Annotated in this window: 27 protein-coding genes; 5 read left to right on the forward strand and 22 right to left on the reverse strand. The window is 62.1% G+C overall.

Features of this window, described 5'->3' with window-relative positions; translation table 11 throughout:
* The first annotated feature begins 38 nt into the window (after positions 1–38).
* Complete coding sequence (locus tag GWG67_RS32105) at positions 39–1,499, forward strand: carboxylesterase/lipase family protein (protein WP_275173526.1); 1,461 nt, start codon at positions 39–41, stop codon at positions 1,497–1,499.
* Between the two features lie 17 nt (positions 1,500–1,516).
* Here the strand turns inward: GWG67_RS32105 and GWG67_RS32110 are convergent, their stop codons facing one another.
* Complete coding sequence (locus tag GWG67_RS32110) at positions 1,517–1,696, reverse strand: hypothetical protein (protein WP_027519499.1); 180 nt, start codon at positions 1,694–1,696, stop codon at positions 1,517–1,519.
* Between the two features lie 156 nt (positions 1,697–1,852).
* Between GWG67_RS32110 and GWG67_RS32115 the strand changes: the two genes are divergently transcribed.
* Entirely contained in the window at positions 1,853–2,650 is a 798-nt protein-coding gene (locus tag GWG67_RS32115) for a class III extradiol ring-cleavage dioxygenase (RefSeq protein WP_275173527.1), read from the forward strand.
* Between the two features lie 252 nt (positions 2,651–2,902).
* Here GWG67_RS32115 and GWG67_RS32120 read toward each other — a convergent pair whose 3' ends face one another.
* The 6 genes from GWG67_RS32120 to GWG67_RS32145 all read right to left on the reverse strand — a co-directional run bounded on the left by GWG67_RS32120 (position 2,903) and on the right by GWG67_RS32145 (position 7,082).
* Complete coding sequence (locus GWG67_RS32120; RefSeq protein ID WP_275173528.1) at positions 2,903–3,367, reverse strand: tetratricopeptide repeat protein; 465 nt, start codon at positions 3,365–3,367, stop codon at positions 2,903–2,905.
* Between the two features lie 483 nt (positions 3,368–3,850).
* A complete protein-coding gene (locus GWG67_RS32125; protein WP_275173529.1) occupies positions 3,851–4,033 on the reverse strand; it encodes a hypothetical protein in 183 nt (60 codons plus the stop codon).
* A 580-nt stretch (positions 4,034–4,613) separates the two neighbouring features.
* Complete coding sequence (locus GWG67_RS32130; protein ID WP_342761071.1) at positions 4,614–5,588, reverse strand: ABC transporter substrate-binding protein; 975 nt, start codon at positions 5,586–5,588, stop codon at positions 4,614–4,616.
* Positions 5,589–6,072: 484 nt separating this feature from the next.
* Positions 6,073–6,288 (reverse strand): hypothetical protein, encoded by a 216-nt coding sequence (locus tag GWG67_RS32135; protein ID WP_275173530.1) that lies wholly within the window; start codon positions 6,286–6,288, stop codon positions 6,073–6,075.
* 75 nt (positions 6,289–6,363) lie between these two features.
* Positions 6,364–6,918, reverse strand: coding sequence for a hypothetical protein (locus GWG67_RS32140; RefSeq protein ID WP_275173531.1), 555 nt, complete (start codon positions 6,916–6,918; stop codon positions 6,364–6,366).
* Positions 6,915–7,082, reverse strand: a complete 168-nt coding sequence (locus GWG67_RS32145) for a hypothetical protein (RefSeq protein ID WP_275173532.1) — start codon at positions 7,080–7,082, stop codon at positions 6,915–6,917. The genes GWG67_RS32140 and GWG67_RS32145 overlap by 4 nt, the downstream gene beginning before the upstream one ends.
* A gap of 243 nt (positions 7,083–7,325) precedes the next feature.
* Here GWG67_RS32145 and GWG67_RS32150 point away from each other — a divergent pair, with 243 nt between their 5' ends.
* A complete protein-coding gene (locus tag GWG67_RS32150; RefSeq protein WP_275173533.1) occupies positions 7,326–7,673 on the forward strand; it encodes a hypothetical protein in 348 nt (115 codons plus the stop codon).
* A 31-nt stretch (positions 7,674–7,704) separates the two neighbouring features.
* Here GWG67_RS32150 and GWG67_RS32155 read toward each other — a convergent pair whose 3' ends face one another.
* From GWG67_RS32155 to tcmP, 3 genes are read right to left on the reverse strand one after another with little or no spacing between them, the layout of a single operon-like run.
* Positions 7,705–8,172, reverse strand: a complete 468-nt coding sequence (locus GWG67_RS32155; protein ID WP_275173534.1) for a hypothetical protein — start codon at positions 8,170–8,172, stop codon at positions 7,705–7,707.
* Positions 8,173–8,190: 18 nt separating this feature from the next.
* A complete protein-coding gene (locus GWG67_RS32160; protein WP_275173535.1) occupies positions 8,191–8,943 on the reverse strand; it encodes a DUF5131 family protein in 753 nt (250 codons plus the stop codon).
* Positions 8,943–9,776, reverse strand: a complete 834-nt coding sequence (gene tcmP / locus GWG67_RS32165; RefSeq protein ID WP_275173536.1) for a three-Cys-motif partner protein TcmP — start codon at positions 9,774–9,776, stop codon at positions 8,943–8,945. The genes GWG67_RS32160 and tcmP overlap by 1 nt, the downstream gene beginning before the upstream one ends.
* A 106-nt stretch (positions 9,777–9,882) precedes the next feature.
* Between tcmP and GWG67_RS32170 the strand changes: the two genes are divergently transcribed.
* Positions 9,883–10,506 (forward strand): DNA ligase, encoded by a 624-nt coding sequence (locus GWG67_RS32170; RefSeq protein WP_275173537.1) that lies wholly within the window; start codon positions 9,883–9,885, stop codon positions 10,504–10,506.
* A 76-nt stretch (positions 10,507–10,582) separates the two neighbouring features.
* Positions 10,583–10,726: a hypothetical protein gene (locus tag GWG67_RS32175; RefSeq protein WP_275173538.1), complete on the forward strand. Its 144-nt coding sequence runs from the start codon at positions 10,583–10,585 to the stop codon at positions 10,724–10,726.
* Between the two features lie 331 nt (positions 10,727–11,057).
* Here GWG67_RS32175 and GWG67_RS32180 read toward each other — a convergent pair whose 3' ends face one another.
* The 12 genes from GWG67_RS32180 to glgC form a co-directional block, all read right to left on the reverse strand.
* Positions 11,058–12,191 carry a hypothetical protein gene (locus tag GWG67_RS32180; RefSeq protein WP_275173539.1) on the reverse strand — a complete coding sequence of 378 codons (1,134 nt, stop codon included), beginning with the start codon at positions 12,189–12,191 and terminating at the stop codon, positions 11,058–11,060.
* Between the two features lie 140 nt (positions 12,192–12,331).
* The gene (locus tag GWG67_RS32185; RefSeq protein WP_275173540.1) at positions 12,332–12,685 is read right to left on the reverse strand and encodes a hypothetical protein; all 354 of its coding nucleotides are present in this window, start codon (positions 12,683–12,685) and stop codon (positions 12,332–12,334) included.
* Positions 12,682–13,263: a hypothetical protein gene (locus tag GWG67_RS32190; RefSeq protein WP_275173541.1), complete on the reverse strand. Its 582-nt coding sequence runs from the start codon at positions 13,261–13,263 to the stop codon at positions 12,682–12,684. Before GWG67_RS32190 ends, GWG67_RS32185 begins: the two co-directional genes overlap by 4 nt.
* On the reverse strand, positions 13,260–13,697 hold the full coding sequence (locus tag GWG67_RS32195) for a hypothetical protein (RefSeq protein ID WP_275173542.1): 438 nt from the start codon (positions 13,695–13,697) through the stop codon (positions 13,260–13,262). The genes GWG67_RS32190 and GWG67_RS32195 overlap by 4 nt, the downstream gene beginning before the upstream one ends.
* A gap of 16 nt (positions 13,698–13,713) precedes the next feature.
* The gene (locus GWG67_RS32200) at positions 13,714–13,938 is read right to left on the reverse strand and encodes a hypothetical protein (protein ID WP_275173543.1); all 225 of its coding nucleotides are present in this window, start codon (positions 13,936–13,938) and stop codon (positions 13,714–13,716) included.
* A complete protein-coding gene (locus GWG67_RS32205; protein WP_275173544.1) occupies positions 13,931–14,845 on the reverse strand; it encodes a helix-turn-helix domain-containing protein in 915 nt (304 codons plus the stop codon). The genes GWG67_RS32200 and GWG67_RS32205 overlap by 8 nt, the downstream gene beginning before the upstream one ends.
* 152 nt (positions 14,846–14,997) lie before the next feature.
* Positions 14,998–15,258 (reverse strand): hypothetical protein, encoded by a 261-nt coding sequence (locus GWG67_RS32210; RefSeq protein ID WP_275173545.1) that lies wholly within the window; start codon positions 15,256–15,258, stop codon positions 14,998–15,000.
* Complete coding sequence (locus GWG67_RS32215; RefSeq protein WP_275173546.1) at positions 15,239–15,424, reverse strand: hypothetical protein; 186 nt, start codon at positions 15,422–15,424, stop codon at positions 15,239–15,241. Before GWG67_RS32215 ends, GWG67_RS32210 begins: the two co-directional genes overlap by 20 nt.
* A 189-nt stretch (positions 15,425–15,613) precedes the next feature.
* The gene (locus GWG67_RS32220) at positions 15,614–16,933 is read right to left on the reverse strand and encodes a tyrosine-type recombinase/integrase (protein ID WP_275173547.1); all 1,320 of its coding nucleotides are present in this window, start codon (positions 16,931–16,933) and stop codon (positions 15,614–15,616) included.
* Between the two features lie 279 nt (positions 16,934–17,212).
* Entirely contained in the window at positions 17,213–17,473 is a 261-nt protein-coding gene (locus tag GWG67_RS32225) for a SemiSWEET transporter (protein ID WP_247968682.1), read from the reverse strand.
* 37 nt (positions 17,474–17,510) lie between these two features.
* Complete coding sequence (glgA, locus tag GWG67_RS32230; RefSeq protein WP_275173548.1) at positions 17,511–18,965, reverse strand: glycogen synthase GlgA; 1,455 nt, start codon at positions 18,963–18,965, stop codon at positions 17,511–17,513.
* Positions 18,962–20,224 carry a glucose-1-phosphate adenylyltransferase gene (glgC, locus tag GWG67_RS32235; protein ID WP_275173549.1) on the reverse strand — a complete coding sequence of 421 codons (1,263 nt, stop codon included), beginning with the start codon at positions 20,222–20,224 and terminating at the stop codon, positions 18,962–18,964. The genes glgA and glgC overlap by 4 nt, the downstream gene beginning before the upstream one ends.
* Positions 20,225–20,269: the final 45 nt, after the last annotated feature.

Raw genomic sequence — 20,269 nt, forward strand, 5'->3', positions numbered from 1 at the left:
CCTGCCTAAATCCTTCCGCGCATCGAGATGCTCCGAAGATGCGGTCCGTGTTCGCGCTGTTTGCGACGTCTCTCGTCCTCTGTTGCGCCGGCTCGGCCGTGGCCCAGCCGGTTGGGCAGTTTCCATTTGCGCTGACGCGTGAAGGGCAGATGCTTGGCGCCGTCGAAGGCGAAGTAGCCTCGTTCAAGGGGCTGGCCTATGCGGCCGCACCGATCGGGCCGCTGCGCTGGCGTCCGCCGCAGGCTGCGCCCGAGAGTTCGGAGATGCGCACCGCCTATGCCTATGGCGCGCCGTGTCTTCAGCCCTCGCTGCCGGGATCGAGCGAGGATTGCCTTACACTGAACGTGTTCCGTCCGTTCGGGGTAGATGGGCCGCTGCCGGTGATGCTGTTCATCCACGACGGCGCTTTCGTCAGCGGCACCGCGAACGATCCGCTGTTCGACGGTGCCAGGCTTGCGCAGGCCGGGCTCATCGTGGTGACCGTGAATTTTCGCCTCGGCGCGTTCGGCTGGCTCGCCGATCCCGCGCTGTCGGAAGGCGGCTCCGGCAATTACGGCCTGATGGACCAGATCGCGGCGCTGCATTGGGTGCACGACAACATCGCTGCCTTCGGCGGCGATCCGAACAATGTCACTCTGTTTGGCAGTGGTGCAGGCGCGACCTCGATCGCGCTGCTGATGCTGTCGGCGCAAGCGCGCGCGCTCTTTCAGAAAGCCATTCTGCAATCGATCCCCGGTCGTGCGCGCCTGCGTTCGGCACAAGAGGCCGAGATTGTGGGCCGGCAATTCGTGGCGGCGCTGGGGCGACAGGCCGATCTGCGCACAGCCGAGCCGCGAGCTCTGCTTGCCATCGAAAAACATCTCCTGGAAAAATCGCCGAGGAGCTTCGCGCCGACGATCGACGGAAGTCTGGTGAGCGAGGACGTCGCCGCAGGCTTCGCGGCCGGACATGAGAGCCGCATTCCTCTGATCATCGGCTCGAACGACGACGAGACGGGTTTCGATAGCGAACTTGATATCCGGGAAGAGCTGGCGTCGTCAGGCACCACCAGCGATGAACTGCGCAGGCTCTATCCCGACCTCGCCAGACCTTCCGCCCGCGCGGCAAGATTCTACACCGACAGGGTCTTCGCCGAGCCGGTGAGATTGCTGGCGCGGCTGCATGCCGCCAGCGGTACGCCGACCTTTCGCTATCGCTTCGCCTATGTGCCGGAGGCACGGCGCGCAAATCCCGAAGGCGGTCATGGGCGGGAATTGCAGTTCATCTTCGGCGTCGAAGGTGTGCCCGGTGCAGGCATCTTGTCACGAGGCGATCGCGAGGTCGCAAATCGCATGCGCGCCTACTGGATCAATTTCGCCAAGAGCGGCGATCCCAACGGTGCGGACCTGCCGCATTGGGATGCGGCCGCAGACAGCGATCGCCTGCTGCTGATCACGAACGATCGCATCGCGAGCGGAGACGACCCCTGGTCGGAGCGCCTGGACCGGTTCGGGCGTTAGGGCAGGATGAGTTGGACTTAAGCCGCGAGTTCGACGCGCGGCGCCGGGCTCAGCCGGTCTTCCTCCAGATAATCCATCGCGCCGTCTTTCTCGACGGCGTAGAACTGCTGGCCTTCCTTCGACCTGTAGGCTGCGCGAACGACGCCGCGACGGCCCTTGTCACTGTTGACGACGTCCCCCAACGCAAACTTCTTCATTTCACGTCCCTGGCTGCTGGCCGACTCCTTCGGCCACGCCCGGGATTTTGGGCGGAAAATCGTTAACGTCTTGCTAACCATACGGGTTTGCCTATGCTCGCGACCGATCGCGCGGGCAGCTCGCACGCGCATGTTGCCAATGACGAGTCTGAGCCCATGGTGCGATTTCCGACCTTCTTCCTGTCCCATGGCGGCGGTCCCTGGCCGTTCATGGAGGACAGGCGGGTGCAATATGCGAAGACCGCCGAGGCGTTCGGCCGGCTGCCGCAGCTCTTGCCGGAGAAGCCCAAGGCCGTCCTCGTCATCACAGGACATTGGGAGGCTGACGCCTTCACCGTGTCCACCTCGGCGCATCCGCCGATGGTGTACGACTATCACGGTTTTCCCGAGCACACCTATCACCTCAAATATCCGGCGCCGGGCCGGCCCGAGCTCGCCGCGGAGGTGAAGGCGCTGCTCACGCGCGCGGGCGTCGATTGCCGGGAGGATCCCAACCAGGGTTTCGATCACGGCACCTTCGTGCCGCTCGGGCTGATGTATCCGAACGCCGACATGCCGATCGTGCTGTTGTCGCTGAGATCGAGTTACGATCCGGCCGAGCACATCAAGGTCGGGCAGGCGATTGCCTCGCTGCGGGACGAAGACATTCTGATCGTCGGCAGCGGGCTCACCTATCACAACATGCGCGGATTCGGCCGCGCGGAGTCGAAGCCGGTCTCGTATGATTTCGAGGCCTATCTGAACGAGGCGATCAGCAATCCGGACGCGGCGCGCCGCAACGCGATGCTGGTTGACTGGGAGAACGCACCGAGTGCGCGCCTGGCCCATCCGCGCGAAGATCATCTGCTGCCGCTGATGGTGGCCGCCGGCGCCGCCGGCAGCGACGCGGGCAAGCGCGTCTTCGTCGACGAGGTCGCGAATGTCGCGATGGCGTCGTATGTGTTCGGTGGGTGATCTTCCTTCTCCCCTTGTGGGAGAAGGGGGTGTTGGGGTATCGAAAAATGTCTAATCTTTTGAAGACGATAGAAGGCGGGCGTTTCGGCTTGTGTCCTTAACTGTGTACCTTTTATAAGGCCCCTGAGCGCTCCGGGGAAGGCCGCTGGGTGGCCCTCCGGCGCGCCGCTCCGATGCCTGCCGCGTGGAGCGAACTCGCCCTGAGCTTGTGGCTGATATCCTTGTCAGCGAAAAAGTCCCTGAAAACCATCCCTAAGGCTGTTTCGGCTGCGGTCGCCACTCGCTCGCCAACCGCTCGGCTTCAACAACGTCGGCTTTACTCATTTTTGTACGAAGATTTTCCAATCCCTTAGTTGCCAAGTCGGACGGCAAGTTTCCTCGTTTTGACAACGTGAGCCACTTGTAGCTTTCGATCAGGTTTTGTTTCCTCAAACACAAACTGGCCAAAAATAATTGCGGCAAACCATATCCCTTTTCCGCAAGCGGCCGTATCCATTTTTCAGCCTCTGCGTAGTCAACAGGAACACCCCTTCCTTGCGTGTAAGCTTCATAGAGGGCCTCCTGCGCGCCTTCGTTCCCCTGTTGCGCAGCTTGCAAGTACCACCGAACAGCTTCCGCCTCGTCCTTCGCAACGCCCAGACCGTTTTGATAAAGCATAGCCACCGCAAATAGCGCGAGAGGGTTCCCTTGATCGGCAAGTTCTCGCCACAGCCGCATCGCAAGCGGGTACTCCTTGCGACTGTATGCAGCCTTCGCTTCTTCGACGGATGCAGCGGAAGCCGTAGCAGAGCCAATGGCCGTTAGCAGAAGGACGAGAAAAATCCGAAGCTCCACCGATTACGCAGGCGACCATAATAGAGCGTTCACGTTCGGGACAGGCGCGGTATGCTAAAAGGCTCTGCCATATGAACAAGTTGTGGACGGCGGCTTTTGCGGGTGTCCTGCCGCGTCCCGGCGAGAATTCGAGCCCTTTACGCTGGGCTTCAGCCGATGGCCCGGCGGATCGCGGCGCGTGGCGGCCTGTGCTGCTGGCGCTGATCGCCCGCTGTCCTGTGGCCCTGCGCTGGCGGGCCGCTGGACGGCGCTCCTAATCGATCCTCGCCCCTGTCGCTTATCTTTCGCGCTGGCGCGCTCGATGCTGCCGCCAGTCCTGTCCTCGCTGTAGGGCCTCCGCTGTACGGTGGCGCTCAACCAGCACCCTTATTTGGCTGGAACGTCTTTAGCGGTAGCCGCATCAAGGCGCTGTTGGGCTTCGGCGGCTTCGGCCAGCTTCAACCATTCTTCCGCGAACAACAGCCACTGCGCCTTGCTCGACGGGTTCGTAGCCTTGGCCGCCTCAGCTCGACACTCCTCGTAGTTCTCGCGGAAACTCTTCGCGTCCACCGCTCCGCCCCCAGCTCACCCGAGCGAAGTCTATCGGCAGAAGCGAAACCGGGAATATGCGATTTCGGCATATCTTGATCCAGATCAACGCGCGGCGATGTGCAGTTTGTGCCAAGCGGAACTCCATTCGATAGGATCGTCGCCGGTCGCGCTGATGCCTGCCGCCGTCGCGACGGTCGCGCGCCTGCCGTCCGCTATCGTGTCGTGCTGCCGTCCCGTCGCCTGCCGTGGTGACGATGACGCGCGGTGATGGTGCGGGGCCGGAGCCCGAACCGCCGATGTCCCGGCCGGTCGCGCCTGCCTGCCTGCTGCGAGCGTATCCCACAGAACTGTGGGATCGCCCCGGTCGGCGAGTGCTGGCGATGGTGACGCGGTGATGCTGGCGCTGCCGCCGCTGTCGTCATGATGCTGGCGCGGTCGCGTGGCGCTGACGCGATGGCATGAGGCCGAGCCTGTCCGCGTGGTGATGCTGTCGCGCTCGCGCCGACGATGGTGATGCGCGCGAGCGCTTGCGATGTCTGCACTACGCCCAGAAGCGGACATCCGGGCTGGTGGCCAAACAACGAAAGTTTCGCTTCGTTCATTCGATTACTTGGTCCGCGCGGGCGAGGACCATTGGAGATAGATCGATACCCAAAGCTTTTGCAATGCGGAGGTTGATCCTGAGATCGAACTTGGTGGGACGTTCGAAGGGTAAGTCGTTTGGCTTCTTGCCTTTCAGAACGCGATCAAGCTGCGAGATCAAGTGACGCGAAGCATCTGCAAAATCGGGCCCAAAAGACATAAAGCCGCCATTGGCAACCCAGTCGGGTGAAGGAAAAATCGCAGGCTTGCCGCCCAAGCCTATCAACCTGATGACTTCAGCCATGTGAGCGCTGACTATTGCATCTGGGACAAACACAAATGCATCAAACCCGGACAGAACTTCCGTACTTAAGTCCGTTGCAAGATTGGCGGGGTCATCAAGGTGGATTGGTTGAACCGTAAAACCGAGCTTGCGGCCGGTTTCCAGAACTGGTGCAAGGCTCTGTGGGCCATTAGTAAGCTTTGTGGTCACCGTCCCAAGACGAACCGCGCGAGGCAAAACCTCCCGCATCAGCTCGACGCGCTTGATAGTAGTTTCCTCAGAAAAAACCGCGATGCCGGTTACGTTGCGACCGGGATGAGCAAGGCTCTCCGCCAGCCCCGACCCGACCGGATCAACGGCGACGAGGGCGACAATCGGAATGGTCTGAGTTGCCCTGTAGGCGGCCAGCGCAGCTGGCGTACTAACCGCAATAATGGCGTCTACACCGCCCTCACGCACCACCTCTTCCGCCATCGTCAGGAGTGCATCAGCTTTTCCTCCGGCGTTTCGAAACTCAATTTGAATATTGCGCCCTTCGACATAGCCGAGTTCGCGCAACAATCTGCGGGTTCCATCAGCTTGTGACGGATTGTCAGCCGGTGAGAGTTGGACAACGCGCGGGAGCGGCACCCCGAGTTGCTGCGCTCTCGCCATGATCGGCCACGCTACCGCTCCGCTCAGAAGTGTGATGAACTCGCGTCGCCGCATACGACCTCATTGGAAAGGTGTCCCGCGTTCTTTAACTCTAGAGCGTCACAGGCCCTCCGGCGAGTGGGAATATCTATCCAGAGGCGGGGCGATGCCGACGGTAGGCGTGCCCCTTCATCGCCATCAGGGTCCTGTGGAGGGCGCGAGTTTGTGCGGGGACCGCGCGACCGCGTCGTATGAATATATTTGCAAATCATCACACCGCCCTAAATTTTGTGCAATCCGGTACACAAATGCGCCGCTCCAAGGCAGAAGCAGAAACGGACATCAAACTGGAAATGCTTGCTGCCCGCAGGTGAAGCAGGCTTTCGGCCAATGTCTGCCAAGGTCCGAAAGGGCCACAAGCGATCAGCGGCCCGTCAGTCATGCTGGCCGGATGAGTTCGTGCCATCGTATATCGGTTCCCTTGTCGAGCTGATGTCCTTTGGTCGCGTGTCGCTCTGCCGCTCTGATGGTCGCGACGGTCGAGCCTTCTTCAAGCATTTCAACGCAGCCCGAGCGTGGCGAGCGGCTTCTTCGTTACCTGTTTTTTCAATCTCTTCGACAGCCCAAGCCAAATACTGAATGGCGGTGTCATGATGAGCAGGGTCCGACATTGACCGACCTTGTAGTTGTGGTCCTTCAAAACTCCTCTAACGCTCAGTCGCAGCAGTCGGATCACATTCGTATCAAACCGTTCAGCGCGGGCACGTTGGCTCACGACGTCGGTTCCATCCAACACTGGGCATCTTGTACCGCACACACGGGTTGGGTCCGGGTCGAGACTGGCCGCCCGTCATTTGCTCCGCTGCTTGCTCCCCCACAGCCGATAGGCTTCGTCCTCATAGGGGTCCGGCTCTGTCGGCGGCGGCATCAGCTTCGCGCCCTCGCTGCGGAAGTGGTCGAGACCGCGACCAAGCTTGCGGCCTTGGAGCGTGTGCTGATCGAACGCCCAATCAGGCACCTGCGGCGCGAACCCTTCGAGCATCGACCGCAGCCCGATGGCGGCGGCGAAGTGGCAGCCCGCGCGGGACTTCGGCGACCGGCACATGATCCTGATGCAGTTGCCGACCATCAGCCGGGCTTCGCCAATACTCTTGCTGTAGCGGTCCCTCGATTGCGCCAGCGCTGTCGCGACGAACGGCACGACCCACGGTGCAGCCAGCGTGTCGAGGTCTTCATGGCAAATGACTTCGAGGCGATTGCAAACCATCGAGTGAAACGCTTTCGAGGTGTGCATCAGCTCGACCGCGAACTCCATCGCCTCGCGCTCAAGGCCGCGCCTGATCGACTTCTGAATGGCTGAGACGCACGCCATCGCGGGAAGGCCGTTCTTGGTGTCGGGGATCATCGGGCCGCTCCGTCTTGCCTGACGGCGATGACTATGGTCTTGCCCGCGACCTTTGCCGCGACGAGGGCGCGAGCCTGATCGAGCGAATAGGCGTAGACGGTGAACAGCGGCTTCGGGCTCTGGCCGGGGACCGGCTGGAGGACGGTGAAGGGCTTTGTTCGCATGTGGCTTGCTCCGGGTTGAAAGCCCGGACGAACGCATCCGAGCCTCCAGCTTCAGCCAGAGAAACCGCTCGCAGTAAAACACTGATTTTCACGGGAAAATCATTGTTCAACATTGTTTTCGGCCCTGTCATCGCCGCCGTCCATAATGCTGATTGACCGCCCCGTTGTGCCCGGCGCGCTATGAGCCGCAAGCCGTAGCGGCTTGCCGATGGCGGTCCTGCCGCGCTTCAATGGGCGATGCCAATGCTCACCCGTCGCCGATACCCAGAACGCGCCCACTGCTGGCACATCTATTTCGGTGATGTGCATGTCGGCAGCATCGCAAAGTGCGTCGGCAATCCCGGAGCCGCCGAGCAATGGCAATGGCTATGCGGCTTCTATCCCGGCTCGAAACCCGGCGAACAGACCGGCGGCACCGCGATGACCTTTGACCAAGCGCGCGCCGACTTCGACGTGGCGTGGCGGAAGTTTTCGGCGAAGCGGACGGAGGCCGACTATCAGGCGTGGCGCGATCAGCGCGACTGGACCGCGCGGAAGTACGCCATGTGGGCGCGCGGCGAGCGGCTGCCGTCACAGCAGGCCCGCGTATGACGCAAGCCGGTGCGGACCTGTTCGCGTAGGATCATTGAGCGGAAGCAGCTTCTCGGAAGATGGTATTGAGACGCTTGCCAAGTCTTGGCCCCAAAACGGCACAGTCCTTCTCGTCAACAGTGCTGTAGGCAAGCCTTATTTCCACGTCATTGCCTGCACTGCCTTCATGGCCGCTCACCGACGTGCCGAACACAACCGATAGTCCCGCGCCGCAGGACAGAACCCACGGGCTGTTCGGTGAAAGTACAAACGAAAAGAATTTTCCCATGATCGGATCGTGGATGATGACCACACCGTTCTCCGCGCGAACTGCATCGGTGAGGCGTCGTTCGAGTTCTGCGCTGGCGCGATTTATGTCGCGCATCAGGTCAGCGTCTGCTTTTATCTGGTTTTCGGCTTCGGAAGAACGTTTTGACGCCACCTCTTTCTCCCCGCAGGCACTTAGGCCAACGAGGATGACCGGCAGCAAAAAGGCACTCGGGAATAATCTCGACATCATCGATCTGCCCCTCGCGGATCAGGACATCGCCACGGCGCGCGGCATCTCATCGAACGTGCGCCCGCGATAGTGCCTGCCGGTGGTCTTCTTGCGAACGCCGCCCCACTGCTTGAAGAAGAAGGCGGTGCCTGCCTTGCGACATGCTGCTTCAATCTCCGCGACCCATTCCTCAGCCATCGTTCGCGAGCGCGGGCCGCTCTCTCCGCCGACGATGGCCCAATGTATGCCCTTCAGATTGGCGCGAGCAACGGACCCGATCAACGGCTCGAACGAGACGAACCTGACGGCAGCATCGACCTTGCGCAGATCGTCAATGCGTCCGAGATAGTCCGCGCTCTCGACGCTGGTGCCGAGCCACACGTTCGGCAGCACTAGTAGCGATGCGGTGATCTGCGCCATCCGATCCGGTCGCTTCGTCAAAATCTGATAGGTGTGCTGCGGTGTCGCCTGCATCGCGCGCCAGACGGCGGCGACGAACTCGGCTGGCACGGCTTCGTGAAACAGGTCCGACATCGAGTTCACGAAAATTCGGCGCGGCTTCTTCCAGCCTGCCGGTATGCCGAGCGCGTCGTGATCAAGCCTGACCCTGCCGGTCCAGACCGCGCGCTTGCCACTCTTGCGCGTTAGCCCGCGATATTTCTTCATGCCCATCGCGTCGAGCCGCGAGGCCATCCGCATCGCATAGCAGTTGGTGCAGCCGGGCGAGATGACGGTGCAGCCAGCGACTGGGTTCCACGTCGCGTCGGTCCACTCGATTGAGGTGTCAGCCATCAGATGTCCATCGTTGTTTGTCGCATGGGATCACGGATCGCTTCCCACAGCTTCTGTCCAAGATCGTGAGCGCTGACGAACACAAGCCAATAGAGCCGCTGTCCTTTGGAGCCGACGATAAGCTCCACACCTTTTGCTGGCATCGTGCCGAGCTTTCGAATTTCGTCCATCCAGTATTTCATCAGGGCTGCCCTGAACGAATTTATGGCTTGGTTGGCGCTAACGTGGGCCTTCCAGCCGGGCGCAAAGGTGTCGAACACGCCGCCGGGTTTGCTGTAGTCATCAAGGTTGCGCTGAAGGTCCTGCACGCTGACGTGGATCAACATATCGACCTTCAGCTTCGAGAGCTTCCGGATGATGTCAAACGACAAGCCTTCGAGATTGTAGGGGTCTAAGAAGGCGAAATGCAGCCCGCTCGGGTTCACTGCCGCGACTATCTTATCGACGGCCACATCGGCGGGGTAGTTGTAGCAAGTGGCAGCACCACCGAGCGCGCGGACGCGCGCATCCACAGCAGACGAATTTCCGGCATCGAAATCGTTGAGGTGCATTTGCGTGAAGGGCACGTTGGCCTGCGCCGCCTTGAAGGCAACGAGCGGACTTCCATCGATGATCGTCTTAGTGCCCCTGATCAGTGAGCGTCCGGGACCTGAGAACAATTCGATATAGGTCGCTCCTGCGTGCCATGACGGCGGCGGCACGTACTTCTTTCGAGTTGCGCTGGAAATCTCAATGTACCGTTGCACGCGGGCATGCTTTTCAGATGCCCACGGACCAACCTCGCTGACGATCAGGCTGTCGGCGGGATCGACCTTAGGTGTTTCTTTGGCCATTGTGTTGCCCCCACGGCAGCACTACCACACTGCCGCAGGTTGAGGGTTAACGCCAAGGCACTTTCTCGAGGATTGCACCCGTCGCTCGCTCCCCTATCCTCCGGCCATGATCCAGCGGCGGCGTCCCTCCGGCTTCGTCGAACCGTGCCAGCCGTCGAAGGTGGTCCGGCCACCGTCCGGCCGCCTGTGGGTCCATGAAATCAAACACGATGGCTACCGACTGATGGTGCGCCGGGATGGAGACCGGGTCCGCTGCTTCACGCGCAGCGGCCATGACTGGGCGTCCCGTTTCCCGGCCATCGTTGAGGGCGCTGCCCGCGTCCTGGCACCGTCGTTCCTGATAGACGGTGAAGCAGTAATCGCCCGCGACGATGGCACGCCCGACTTCCGCGCTCTGCGGAGCAAGCGCCGGGGCCATGAAGCCGTGCTGTTCGCCTTCGACCTGATCGAGCATGACGGCATCGACCTTCGCGACCTGCCGCTGATCGAGCGCAAGCGCAGGCTCAAGAAGCTGCTTGGGAGGGCCAAGGGACGCGCCATTCAGTTCGTGGAGCATCTGACCGGCTACGGGCCGACGGTGTACAGGCACGTCTGCCAACTCGGTCTGGAGGGCATCGTGTCGAAACGGGCGGATGCGCCATATCGCAGCGGCCCGTCGAAGACGTGGGTCAAGTCGAAGAACCCGGAGAGCGATGCCGTCAGACGCGAGCGCGAGGAGGAGTGGCGGTAGCCGTCACCAAACGGAAATCACGATAGCTGCGACCACTGCAACACTGAGGACCAACGTTGCGATCCCGGCGACCTCGATGGTGAAAGCCCGTCTTGGGTTGAACGGCATTTCTCATCTTTGGCGGCAATCGAGCGGCAGCATTGATCTGGATCATGCCTGTTTGGGCATCTTTGCACCGCAGTTGCCGCAGCGGGATCAGCGGCTTGATCCGACCATCTGACAGCGCCCGGAATGGCCGTTCTTGCAGCGGCATCAGCGCTTTATGGAAGTGAGCTATAACCGCCTGTCCTCGATCAGCGAGGCGGGCCGGATGTCCTCCAAGCGAGGGGAGCATCCGGCCCTGACGCGACGGCATCGATGTCGTCGGCCGTCGCGCGTTGGATCGGGCGGAACAGCCAAGGAGCAACCGCTCCGCCCTGACGCGCTGTCGAGCAGCCGCTGCCCTTCAGCGCGGTCTGTGATAGAGGTGGCGCTGGAGTGGTCACCCACGTCCAGCGCCCGTGCAGTGCCGGGGAAGTGTTGGCACGCGCCCCACGGCTGCACGATTGCTGTCATCGTCGCCCGCCGATGACGTTGTAAGCATGTTCCGGCGACGTAGGCGGCAGGTCCGCGCGCGCTGCCGTGACCATCCGCACCTGCAAGATCGCGAGGGGCGAACAACAATCACTGCGATGCTCGACCGGGAGCCCGGAACCCTGCGCTGACCACACAAACCAGCTTTCGTCGCGCTCGACGGCCAGCAAATCGTCCTGCACCTCAGCTTCGGCCTTCTGGCGCGCTTCAGCCGACAGTGCTGCTTTATCATCGCTCTCGCTGGCAATCTCGCCGTCGAGTGCGACGATCAGCGCATCTTTGTGCAACCAGCAGATCAGTGCGAGCGCGGAAGGCAATTCGGCGAATGCCAGCGCGCGCTGATCCGCGCCAAGCACCTCCGACCGCAAGCTCTGCGTCTGAAAATCAATCGGGCCATCAAGCTCGATAAGACGCGAAATCGACGGCGCACCCTGCATCGCCAATGCTTCGATCTGTGCGCGCATGCGCTGCTTGGCGTAGCTCGATGGATACGGCGCGCTCGCGATGCGATGCAAATCGGCGCGCAGCTCGCGAACTCGCCGCCGCCGGTTCTCAATGGCGTCGATTACACTCGCCTCGCCCTTGGCCAGCGTCGGCTCGGGTCCGTCGTAGTCGAGCAACTGCACGCCGGGCGGCTTGCCGTGCTTCAGCCATGTCTCTACGTTCGCCAGCGCACCGCTGGCCGCCTGCCATGCAGCCGTCTTCGCCTCGCTGCGCTGCTTGATGCGCTCGAAGTCGTCCGTCGCCTTGTCGAGGGTCCGCTGCGCGGCGACGACTTGACGATTATCGGGTTTGAGGCCGAAGCCGCCGTCCTGCGGGTGCGAAACAAGCCTTTTCAGCGCATTCGCGGCGGCGACACGCTCCGCGCTCGCGGATTGAACGTCGAAGCCTGTCGGGATCACCGCGTGGCTATCAGCCGACCTCAAGCGCAAGGCACGGAGCTTTTCTTGGGCAGCGGGCGGCAGCCATTCGAGCGGATCGAATTGTGGGCTGGAGAACCCAACGGAAAGCGGCGTCGGCGCGACGACCTCAATTAGCGGCGCGGGTGTCAGGCTGCCGCTTGCGCTCGCCTCCATCATAAATTTTCGCCAGCCCTCAGCAGGATCAGTCATGGGTCTCCTCCGTCGTCGTCGGTGATGATCGGAGACACGGTGGTGCAGGCTGTTGGCAAAAAATAGCGGGTTCGGTCGAGCATGAGACCGTCGGGATCAAGGAAGTCACTGCTACGTAGAAGTGAACCAGAGCCGTCGCATCAGCCCCGCTCTCGCTCACTCGCCCGCAGCACCTCACGGACCAGCCGCTCGCCCGGCAGACGATCACGCGCCTTCAGGATCATCCAGAGATATTCCCGAAGGGTGTTTCGATAGCGCTGAGGACAAAGCGCCTCGTCGCGATCACGTTGCCAAGCAGTTGCTCGAAAAAGACTGAGCTTGGCGATCAGAAATTCCGCCGCCGCATTGTCGGACATCGAGACGCAGTATCGATCCGCACACTCGACCAGAAATCGGTCGCGTTCATCTCGCGACAGCATCGCAGCGGGCGTCGGATGCCCGCGCCCGACCGGGAATGCGCCCGCAAATGTCGATGGCCGATGCGGCTTCATCATCGCCCCGCGTCGAGGAAGTCGCCGGGGATCACCTGCCGCAGCGCATTCGCCGCCGCGCGCTCAACTTCCGCTTCGGTCAGATCACGCCAGCACTCGACGCACAGCACGCTGATGCTGGCGATGTCGGTAGCGCCGGGTGGCAGCGCGAACAGATATGCGCCGGGCGTCGCACTGGCGGCGGCTTCGTCCATATCCGTCACGACAGACCCTGATCCCCATTTTTGGGGATCAATTTGCCGCTGCGCTTCAGCCTCGCGCGGCTGATCCTTCAATGGGCACCGGACCTTGTTGATGCCGTTCTCGCTGGCGGCACCCTCATCGCTAAAGGTCGGCAACACGCTGGGAAGTGACACCGGGGAAGTCGCTGATCGCGGCGGATTTGCGAAGCCTGATCGGCAGCCGAAGCAAAAGGGCTTGCGCTGCGGGATCGCGGCAGCCCATGCGGCGGCGACCTGCACCAGCAGTGGGAAGCCGCTCAGGTCCGCTTGCGCGTCAACCAGATGAGTTAGAACGTGACCGTGATGCACCTGATGGCGAAATGCCCGCGTGTCGGCGCGGCGCTGGTGCCGGTTGCTCACGATGCCCTCGCGTCGAGATGCGGCAGCAACGGCACCATCTTGTTGCCGCTGTACGCGAGCGCGATGGACTTCGCGGCATGCTGCCCGACCGTCGATCCATCCGGCAGGACCACATGCGCAAGGAAGGCTTCCTCGAAGCTCTCGATCTTGCTTTCGACGCTCTCCAGCTTGGCCTTGATGCACAGCAGAAGCGCCCGCCATCGTTGGCGATGCATCTGCTCGCCGGTCTTCAGCGACGCCGCCGTCATGCTGTCCTTGAGCGGCGGCAGCGGCAGATCGAACCGGATGCGGCGCTGATGCGCCTCGAACATCACCGCCGCGCGGCCTGCCTCCGAAGCATAGGCGAAGGCGGTCGCGCCGTACCGCTTGAGCGTCCGCTCAATCTCAGCTCGGGTCTGATCGACCGACACCGTAGTGCGTTCGGCGTAGACCATCACGGTTCTCCCTCGATCACTGCTTGCTGCTCTTGCTCGCCTGACCGCTCGCGTCGATCACCAGCACGCTGCCGCCATCGGCGGGGATGATCGAAATGTCGGGGATGCAGTTGCAGGCTTGCCGCTGAAAGATCGCGCAGCCGTCATCGTGCAAGATCGTGCAGTGCGAGATGCCGGGCATGGTGCCCAGTTCGGAAGCGGCGGCCTTCAGGCGGTGCCGGTAGCCCGGTCGATCAGTCATGGTCCGTCCTCCAAGGCGTCTGGTTCTGGGCGTGCAACCGCGTGCGCTCGACCTGCTGTTTGAGGTAACTCATCGGATCAGCCTCATCTGCGGCGACGGCAAGGTGATCCAGAGCTTCCTCGACATCGTCGTCAAAGGCGGCGAGCAGGCGGGCAGCCACAGCATCGCCCTTGGTCCCGAACAGTTTGCGGGCGTTTCGGCAAACCTCATCGAAGCCGGGACTGGCGTTCGTGGCGGCAGTACCTATTGAAGACGCGGGAGGTGGTTGTCGCGCTTCGACAGTCTCTGGCCGCCCGACAGGGCGCGGCACAGGTCCATCGGGATCGGGAACTAACGCGTCATCGACGGTGCTGAAAGCTGGGTTCAGTGGCTCGTCAACGGAGGTGCGGTCGGAAGCACTGTCTCTACCGTCATCGGCAGAGCTGCGCGCCGGAGGCGCGCTGTTACTGTGTTCAGTGTGTTCAACTGTGTTCAGTGCCCCCGTTGGCGCTTTTTTTGTCTCAGATGGCGCTTTTATTCCCGGAAATGGCGCTTTCGGCTTCTTTGCACTTACGCCCCCGTTGGCGCTTTCAATTCCGCCCTCGTTGGCGCTTTTGATTGCGCCCCCGTTGGCGCTTTCATCGAGAGGCCAATAGCGGTTTGGATGACCGCTTCCACGGCTGCCGACTTGGACCGCAAGGTGGCCGCGTTCGACCAAGGCAGGCAGCATCCTTCGGACGGTTCCTTCGCCCAACCCGCTTTCGAGCGCGATGGTCTGTAGTGACGGACGGGCCTCGCCGCTTTCCTCGTTCCAGTGATCTGCAATCACAAGGCCGACGCGGACGGCTGCCGATGGCAATTCTTTGTCGCGGTTCACTTGCTTGATGTAAGCGAACACGCGGCGTGTGAATTCCTTCGTGCTTCTCATGGCGCATCTCCCAGCGCCCACGCCATCGCATCGGCTGGATCAGTCGGCTGGTTGATGCTGGTGATCGGCATTGATGTCATCCCGGTTTCGGGATACATCCTCATCGCTGTTCCACGGCGAGACGATGCGTCCCAAACGAAAACGCCGCTGCTCTACCGGGCAGCGGCGTCTTCGTTTTCAAATGTGGCTTCGTAGGCTTTCAGGATCGCGCGTGCGCGCGAGACCGGATCGCGGCCTTCACGGTACCGCTCCAGCTCCCGTTCCAGCCGCTCAAGCAGCGGCGAATATTCGACCTCGCCATAGGTCGAAATGATGTAAGCGACAGTGACGAGCGCCTGCCGGATGCGCGCTTCAGTGATCGGCGCGTCAGTCGGTTTGCTCGACCCAGCGCCGTCAGCGCGGGGCGTCGGCATCGGCGGCAACCTGCTTCACCGCAGGCGCTGGCTGACGGGCGATGTTGATGACGATGTTGCCGTTACGTCCGACCTCGACCTGCGAAACCTCAAGGCCCGCAGACTGGACGGATTTGATCGCGCGGCGGACTTCAACGGGCCTAAATTGCCACGGGGCTGCACTCATGGGCGCATCTCCACTCTGAACGAGTTTTTGTGAGATTGCGCTCCCCGCCGCGTGCCAAGTCCCTTGGGTTTTCCTTAAGGCCCAAGGGGAGGATTTTCGCGTCGGCGTTTTCCAGAGCGAACGACTTAATTTTGCGCGCGGTCGCTTAAAATCGCAAGAGAGAAATCAAACAAGTGCCATTTGTCGTGATCAGAAGGCGATCTGATCCATGACCTGCGCCTTCGCCGAGAGCGGCACCTCGCCATATTTCGGCCCGGTGCCTTCGTGGCCCATCAAGGAAATCCGCATCTTGTCGGTGGCGTGGACCTCGTACAGCCGGTTCGCGAAGCTGTGGCGGAAGCAGTAGACCGTTTTATAAACGTCGCCTTCCTCCGGCTGCGGCTGGAATTGCCGCAGCCATGCATTGATCTTGGCGCAAGCGACTGCGGCGCGATCATTGTAGCGCTCGAAGCCCTGCGCATTGCGCCGCATCGCTTCCAAGGCGATGCCGGTCAGCGGAATTTTGCGCTTGGCATTGGCGGTCTTCACCTCGCGGCCCTCAGCCGCAATCTCGATGTGAGGAATGTTGTGCGTGAGATGGATGTGGTGCGGCTGCAAGGCCACGACTTCGGAAGGGCGCGCTCCGGTGCCGATCACCACAAGCATGATGTCGTGGCAGACCGCCTCCAGATCGGCGGGATCGGCCCTGAGGATCGTATCGCGCACGGTCTCCAGCGGCCACGCCTCGCGCTGATTGTTCTGCCGCTTGAAGTTTTTAATGCCGTCGAATGCCTTCTGGTCGAAGGCTTGTAGCCCATCCCGTTCGATGATGGTGGCGATAATCATGCGGACATCCTGAATGTCCTTGATCGCCAGTTCGCTGGTGATGTCCTCGTTCTCGATGCGGTCGCTCCACCACTTGCGGAAGGCCAGCGCGTCCTCGCGGCTCACCGTCAGCAGATCCTTGTCGCCCACCACGCCGATGAAGCGGCGCATCGCGGCTTCCTTTTTCTTCTCGGCCTTCAGCAGTTGGTTCGGCGACTTGCCGTTGTGGTCGGCGCGCAGGAATGCGTTGTAGCTCGCGGCGGCCTTGCTCAAGATGATCGAGGATTTGGAAACGCCGCCAAGCAGCGCGGTGCGGTCGATCTTCTGGTCAATGCTGCCGCTCCGCATCAGCACCTCGATGCGTTCGAGCACCTCGTTGAGCGGAAGGCCAGCGACCTCGTCGGCTGGACGATAGCGGTAGCCATGGACCTTGGCGCGCGCGATGGACGCGACTGTCAGGTGGCTGGCCTCATCCGCGCGGCCTTCGACGCGCAGCGCCCAGTCGCGCTCCTGTGCTTCGTCGAACTTGATGGCGGTCTTGATCGCTCGACAGCCATTGGGATCGTCGATGACGTGAATGCCGGTCGAGAGTTTGACAATCGGCTTGGTGCCGGGCGCGAGCTGGCTGAGGACCGCTTTCGGAACGCGACGGCGGTAGTACCAAAAGCCATTGATGGGGTGCAGGTGATGCTGCTTAGATGCCACGGTGTGCTTACCTTCTTCGGGAAGAGGTTTGTGCCCCTATTTGTGTACTTGTTTCCCGCCGAAATGGCCAGCCAAGCCGCTGAAAATGCTGTGTATCGTTGTTTTTACTGGCGTTTTCCTGACTAAGCCTCTCCCCTTGTGGGAGAAGGTGGCGCGAAGCGCCGGATGAGGGGTTCTTTCTGCGAGTCCAACTGTCGTATGAATTCGCGGAGACAACCCCTCACCCCTCTCGCCGCTTTGCGGCGAGCCACCCTCTCCCACAAGGGGAGAGGGTGATCATCACCCGTATTTCAGCTTCATGAACAGGATGCCGCCGGCGAGCACCATGGTGATGGCGTTGGCGGCGACGAGGGGCGCATCGCCCGACAGCAGGCCGTAGACGAGCCAGAGCGCCAGCCCCAGCACCATGACCAGGAACATGCCGAGCGAAATATCGCCGGTGGAGCGGGTCTTCCACACTTTGATGGCTTGCGGCGCGTAGGCCACGGTGGTGCAGGTCGCGGCGGCAAAGCCGATCAGCTTGATCACAAAGGGGTCCATGGCGGCTCTATAGCATTGATTCGACGATGGTCGCGCCTCAGGCACGCGCCGTCACGAGATCGCGATAGAGTGCGGCATAGTCACCGGCGCGGTTGCGCCAGGACACGTCGGTCGCAAGGCCGCTCAGTTGCAGCCGGCGCCAGGTCAGCTTGTCGTGGAAGGCGATGTTGGCCTTGCGCAGCGTGCCGGCGAGGGCATCCGCGGTCACTGGGCCAAACTTGAAGCCGGTGGCATCGTGGCCCGATTTATCGGCCTCGCCGATATCGACGATGGTATCCTCGAGGCCGCCGACGCGCGAGACGATGGGCACGGCGCCGTAGCGCAGCGCGCAGAGCTGGGTCAGGCCGCACGGCTCGAACCGTGATGGCACGATGAGCGCGTCGGAGCCGGCCTGGATCAGATGTGCCATGATCTCGTCATAGCCGATCACGACCCCGATCCGGCCGGGGTTCGCCCGCGCAACGGCCTGATAGCGATCCTGCAGATCGCGGTCGCCGCTGCCGAGCAGCGCGAGCTGCATGCCTTCGCGCAAAATGGTCGGAATGGCCTCGAGCAGGAGATCGAGCCCCTTCTGCCAGGACAGGCGACTGATGACGCCGAGCAACGGCGCTTCGTCCGAGGAATCCAGATTGAACTGTTGCTGGAGCACCGCCTTGTTCGCGGCCCGATGTGTGAGGTCCTCCGTGCCGAAGCGGTAGGCGATGTGCGGATCTTCTTGCGGATTCCAAACGGATACATCGATGCCGTTGAGGATGCCGCTCAGCACGTTGGCGCGGGCGCGAAGCAGACCGCCGAACCCCATGCCGCCCTCGTCGCTCTGGATCTCCTGCGCATAGGTCGGCGACACCGTGGTGATGCGATCGGCGAATTGCAGGCCGGCCTTCAAAAAACTGATGCCGCCGAAATATTCGAGATCGTTGACGCCATAGGCGCGCCAGGGCAGGCCAATCGAACCGATCAGGTCGGGCGCGAACTTGCCCTGATAGGCCATGTTGTGGATGGTCATCACGGTGGCCGGCCGCGGGCGGTTGTCGTAGTGCAGATAGGCTGGCGCGAGCCCGGCCTGCCAGTCATGGGCATGCACCACGTCGGGCACGAAGGCGGGCGCGAGGCCGTGGCCGATATCGGCCGCGATGCGCGAGAGCGCGGCGAACCGCACGCCATTGTCCGGCCAGTCCAAGCCTTCAGGCGTCACGTAGGGGTTGCCGGGCCGCGCGTAGAGATGCGGCACGTCGAGCACGAACAGCTCGAGGCCGTCATGCGAGCCGGCGAGCAGACGTCCGGGTCCGCCGAAATAATCCGGCCAGCGCCGGATTTCGTCGGCTCCCCCCAGCACCCGCATCACGTCGGGATAGCCCGGCATCAGCGTGCGCATCTCGACGCCATGCGCCTTCAGCGCGATCGGCAGCGCGCCCGCGACATCGGCGAGGCCGCCGGTCTTGACGATGGGATAGACTTCGGAGGCGACCGCGAGGACGCGAACAGGCGTCATGTATTGAGCCTGTCGAGCATCGGCTGGGTAATGAGCGAAATGCCCTGCTCGGTGGTGCGGAAGCGTCTTGCATCCAAATCGGGATCTTCGCCGACGACGAGCCCTTCCGGGATCTCGACGCCGCGATCGATCACGACGTTCTTCAGGCGCGCGCCGCGGCCGACATTGACGTAGGGCATGATCACGGCGTTCTCGACATTGGCGTAGGAGTTGACGCGCACGCCGGTGAACAGCAGCGAGCGTCGCAGCGAGGCGCCGGAAATGATGCAACCGCCCGAGACCAGCGAGCTCACGGCCTGGCCGCGCCGGCTTTCCTCGTCGTGGACGAATTTTGCCGGCGGTGTGATCTCCGAATAGGACCAGATCGGCCAGGCGCTGTCGAACAAATCGAGCTCGGGCACCACGTCGGTGAGGTCGATATTGGCGGCCCAATAGGCGTCGACCGTGCCGACGTCGCGCCAATAAGCACGGGGGTCGCTACCGGAGCGGACGCAGGAGGTCGAGTATTGGTGCGCCATGGCGCGGCCGTTCTTGACGAGATAGGGGATGATGTCCTTGCCGAAATCGTGGTTGGAGTTCGGGTCCTCGGCGTCGCGCTTGAGCTCCTCGAACAGGAATTTCGCGTCGAACACGTAGATGCCCATGCTGGCGAGCGAGACGTCCGGCTTGCCCGGCATAGGCGGCGGGTCTTTCGGTTTTTCCAGGAACTCTTTGATCCATCCGTTCTCGTCGATATGCATGATGCCGAAGCCGGAAGATTCCTGACGCGGCATCTCCAGGCAGCCGACGGTGACGTCGGCGCCGCTGTCGACATGCTGGCGCAGCATCACCTCGTAATCCATTTTATAGATATGGTCGCCGGCGAGAACCACGATGAAGCGGCAGGCGTGGGATTCGATGATGTCGATGTTCTGGTAGACCGCATCGGCCGTGCCGACGTACCACATGTTTTCGGAGACGCGCTGGCTCGCCGGGAGGATGTCGAAGCTCTCGTTGCGCTCGGGACGGAAGAAGTTCCAGCCCATCTGAAGGTGCCGGATCAGGCTGTGCGCCTTGTATTGGGTGGCCACCGCGATTCGACGGATGCCCGAGTTCACCGCGTTCGACAGTGCGAAATCGATGATGCGGGATTTTCCGCCGAAATAGACCGCGGGCTTGGCGCGCCGGTCGGTCAGCTCCAGCAGCCGGCTGCCGCGTCCGCCGGCCAGGACGAACGCCAGCGCCTGACGGGCAAGCGGCTCGGGTCTCGCGGCACTCATGTCATTCTCCCACAACTCTGGCGCTCGCGAGAAGCCTCCCGGCCG

It is taken from the genome of Bradyrhizobium sp. CSS354 (genome assembly GCF_029051725.1).
Classification (GTDB): domain Bacteria; phylum Pseudomonadota; class Alphaproteobacteria; order Rhizobiales; family Xanthobacteraceae; genus Bradyrhizobium.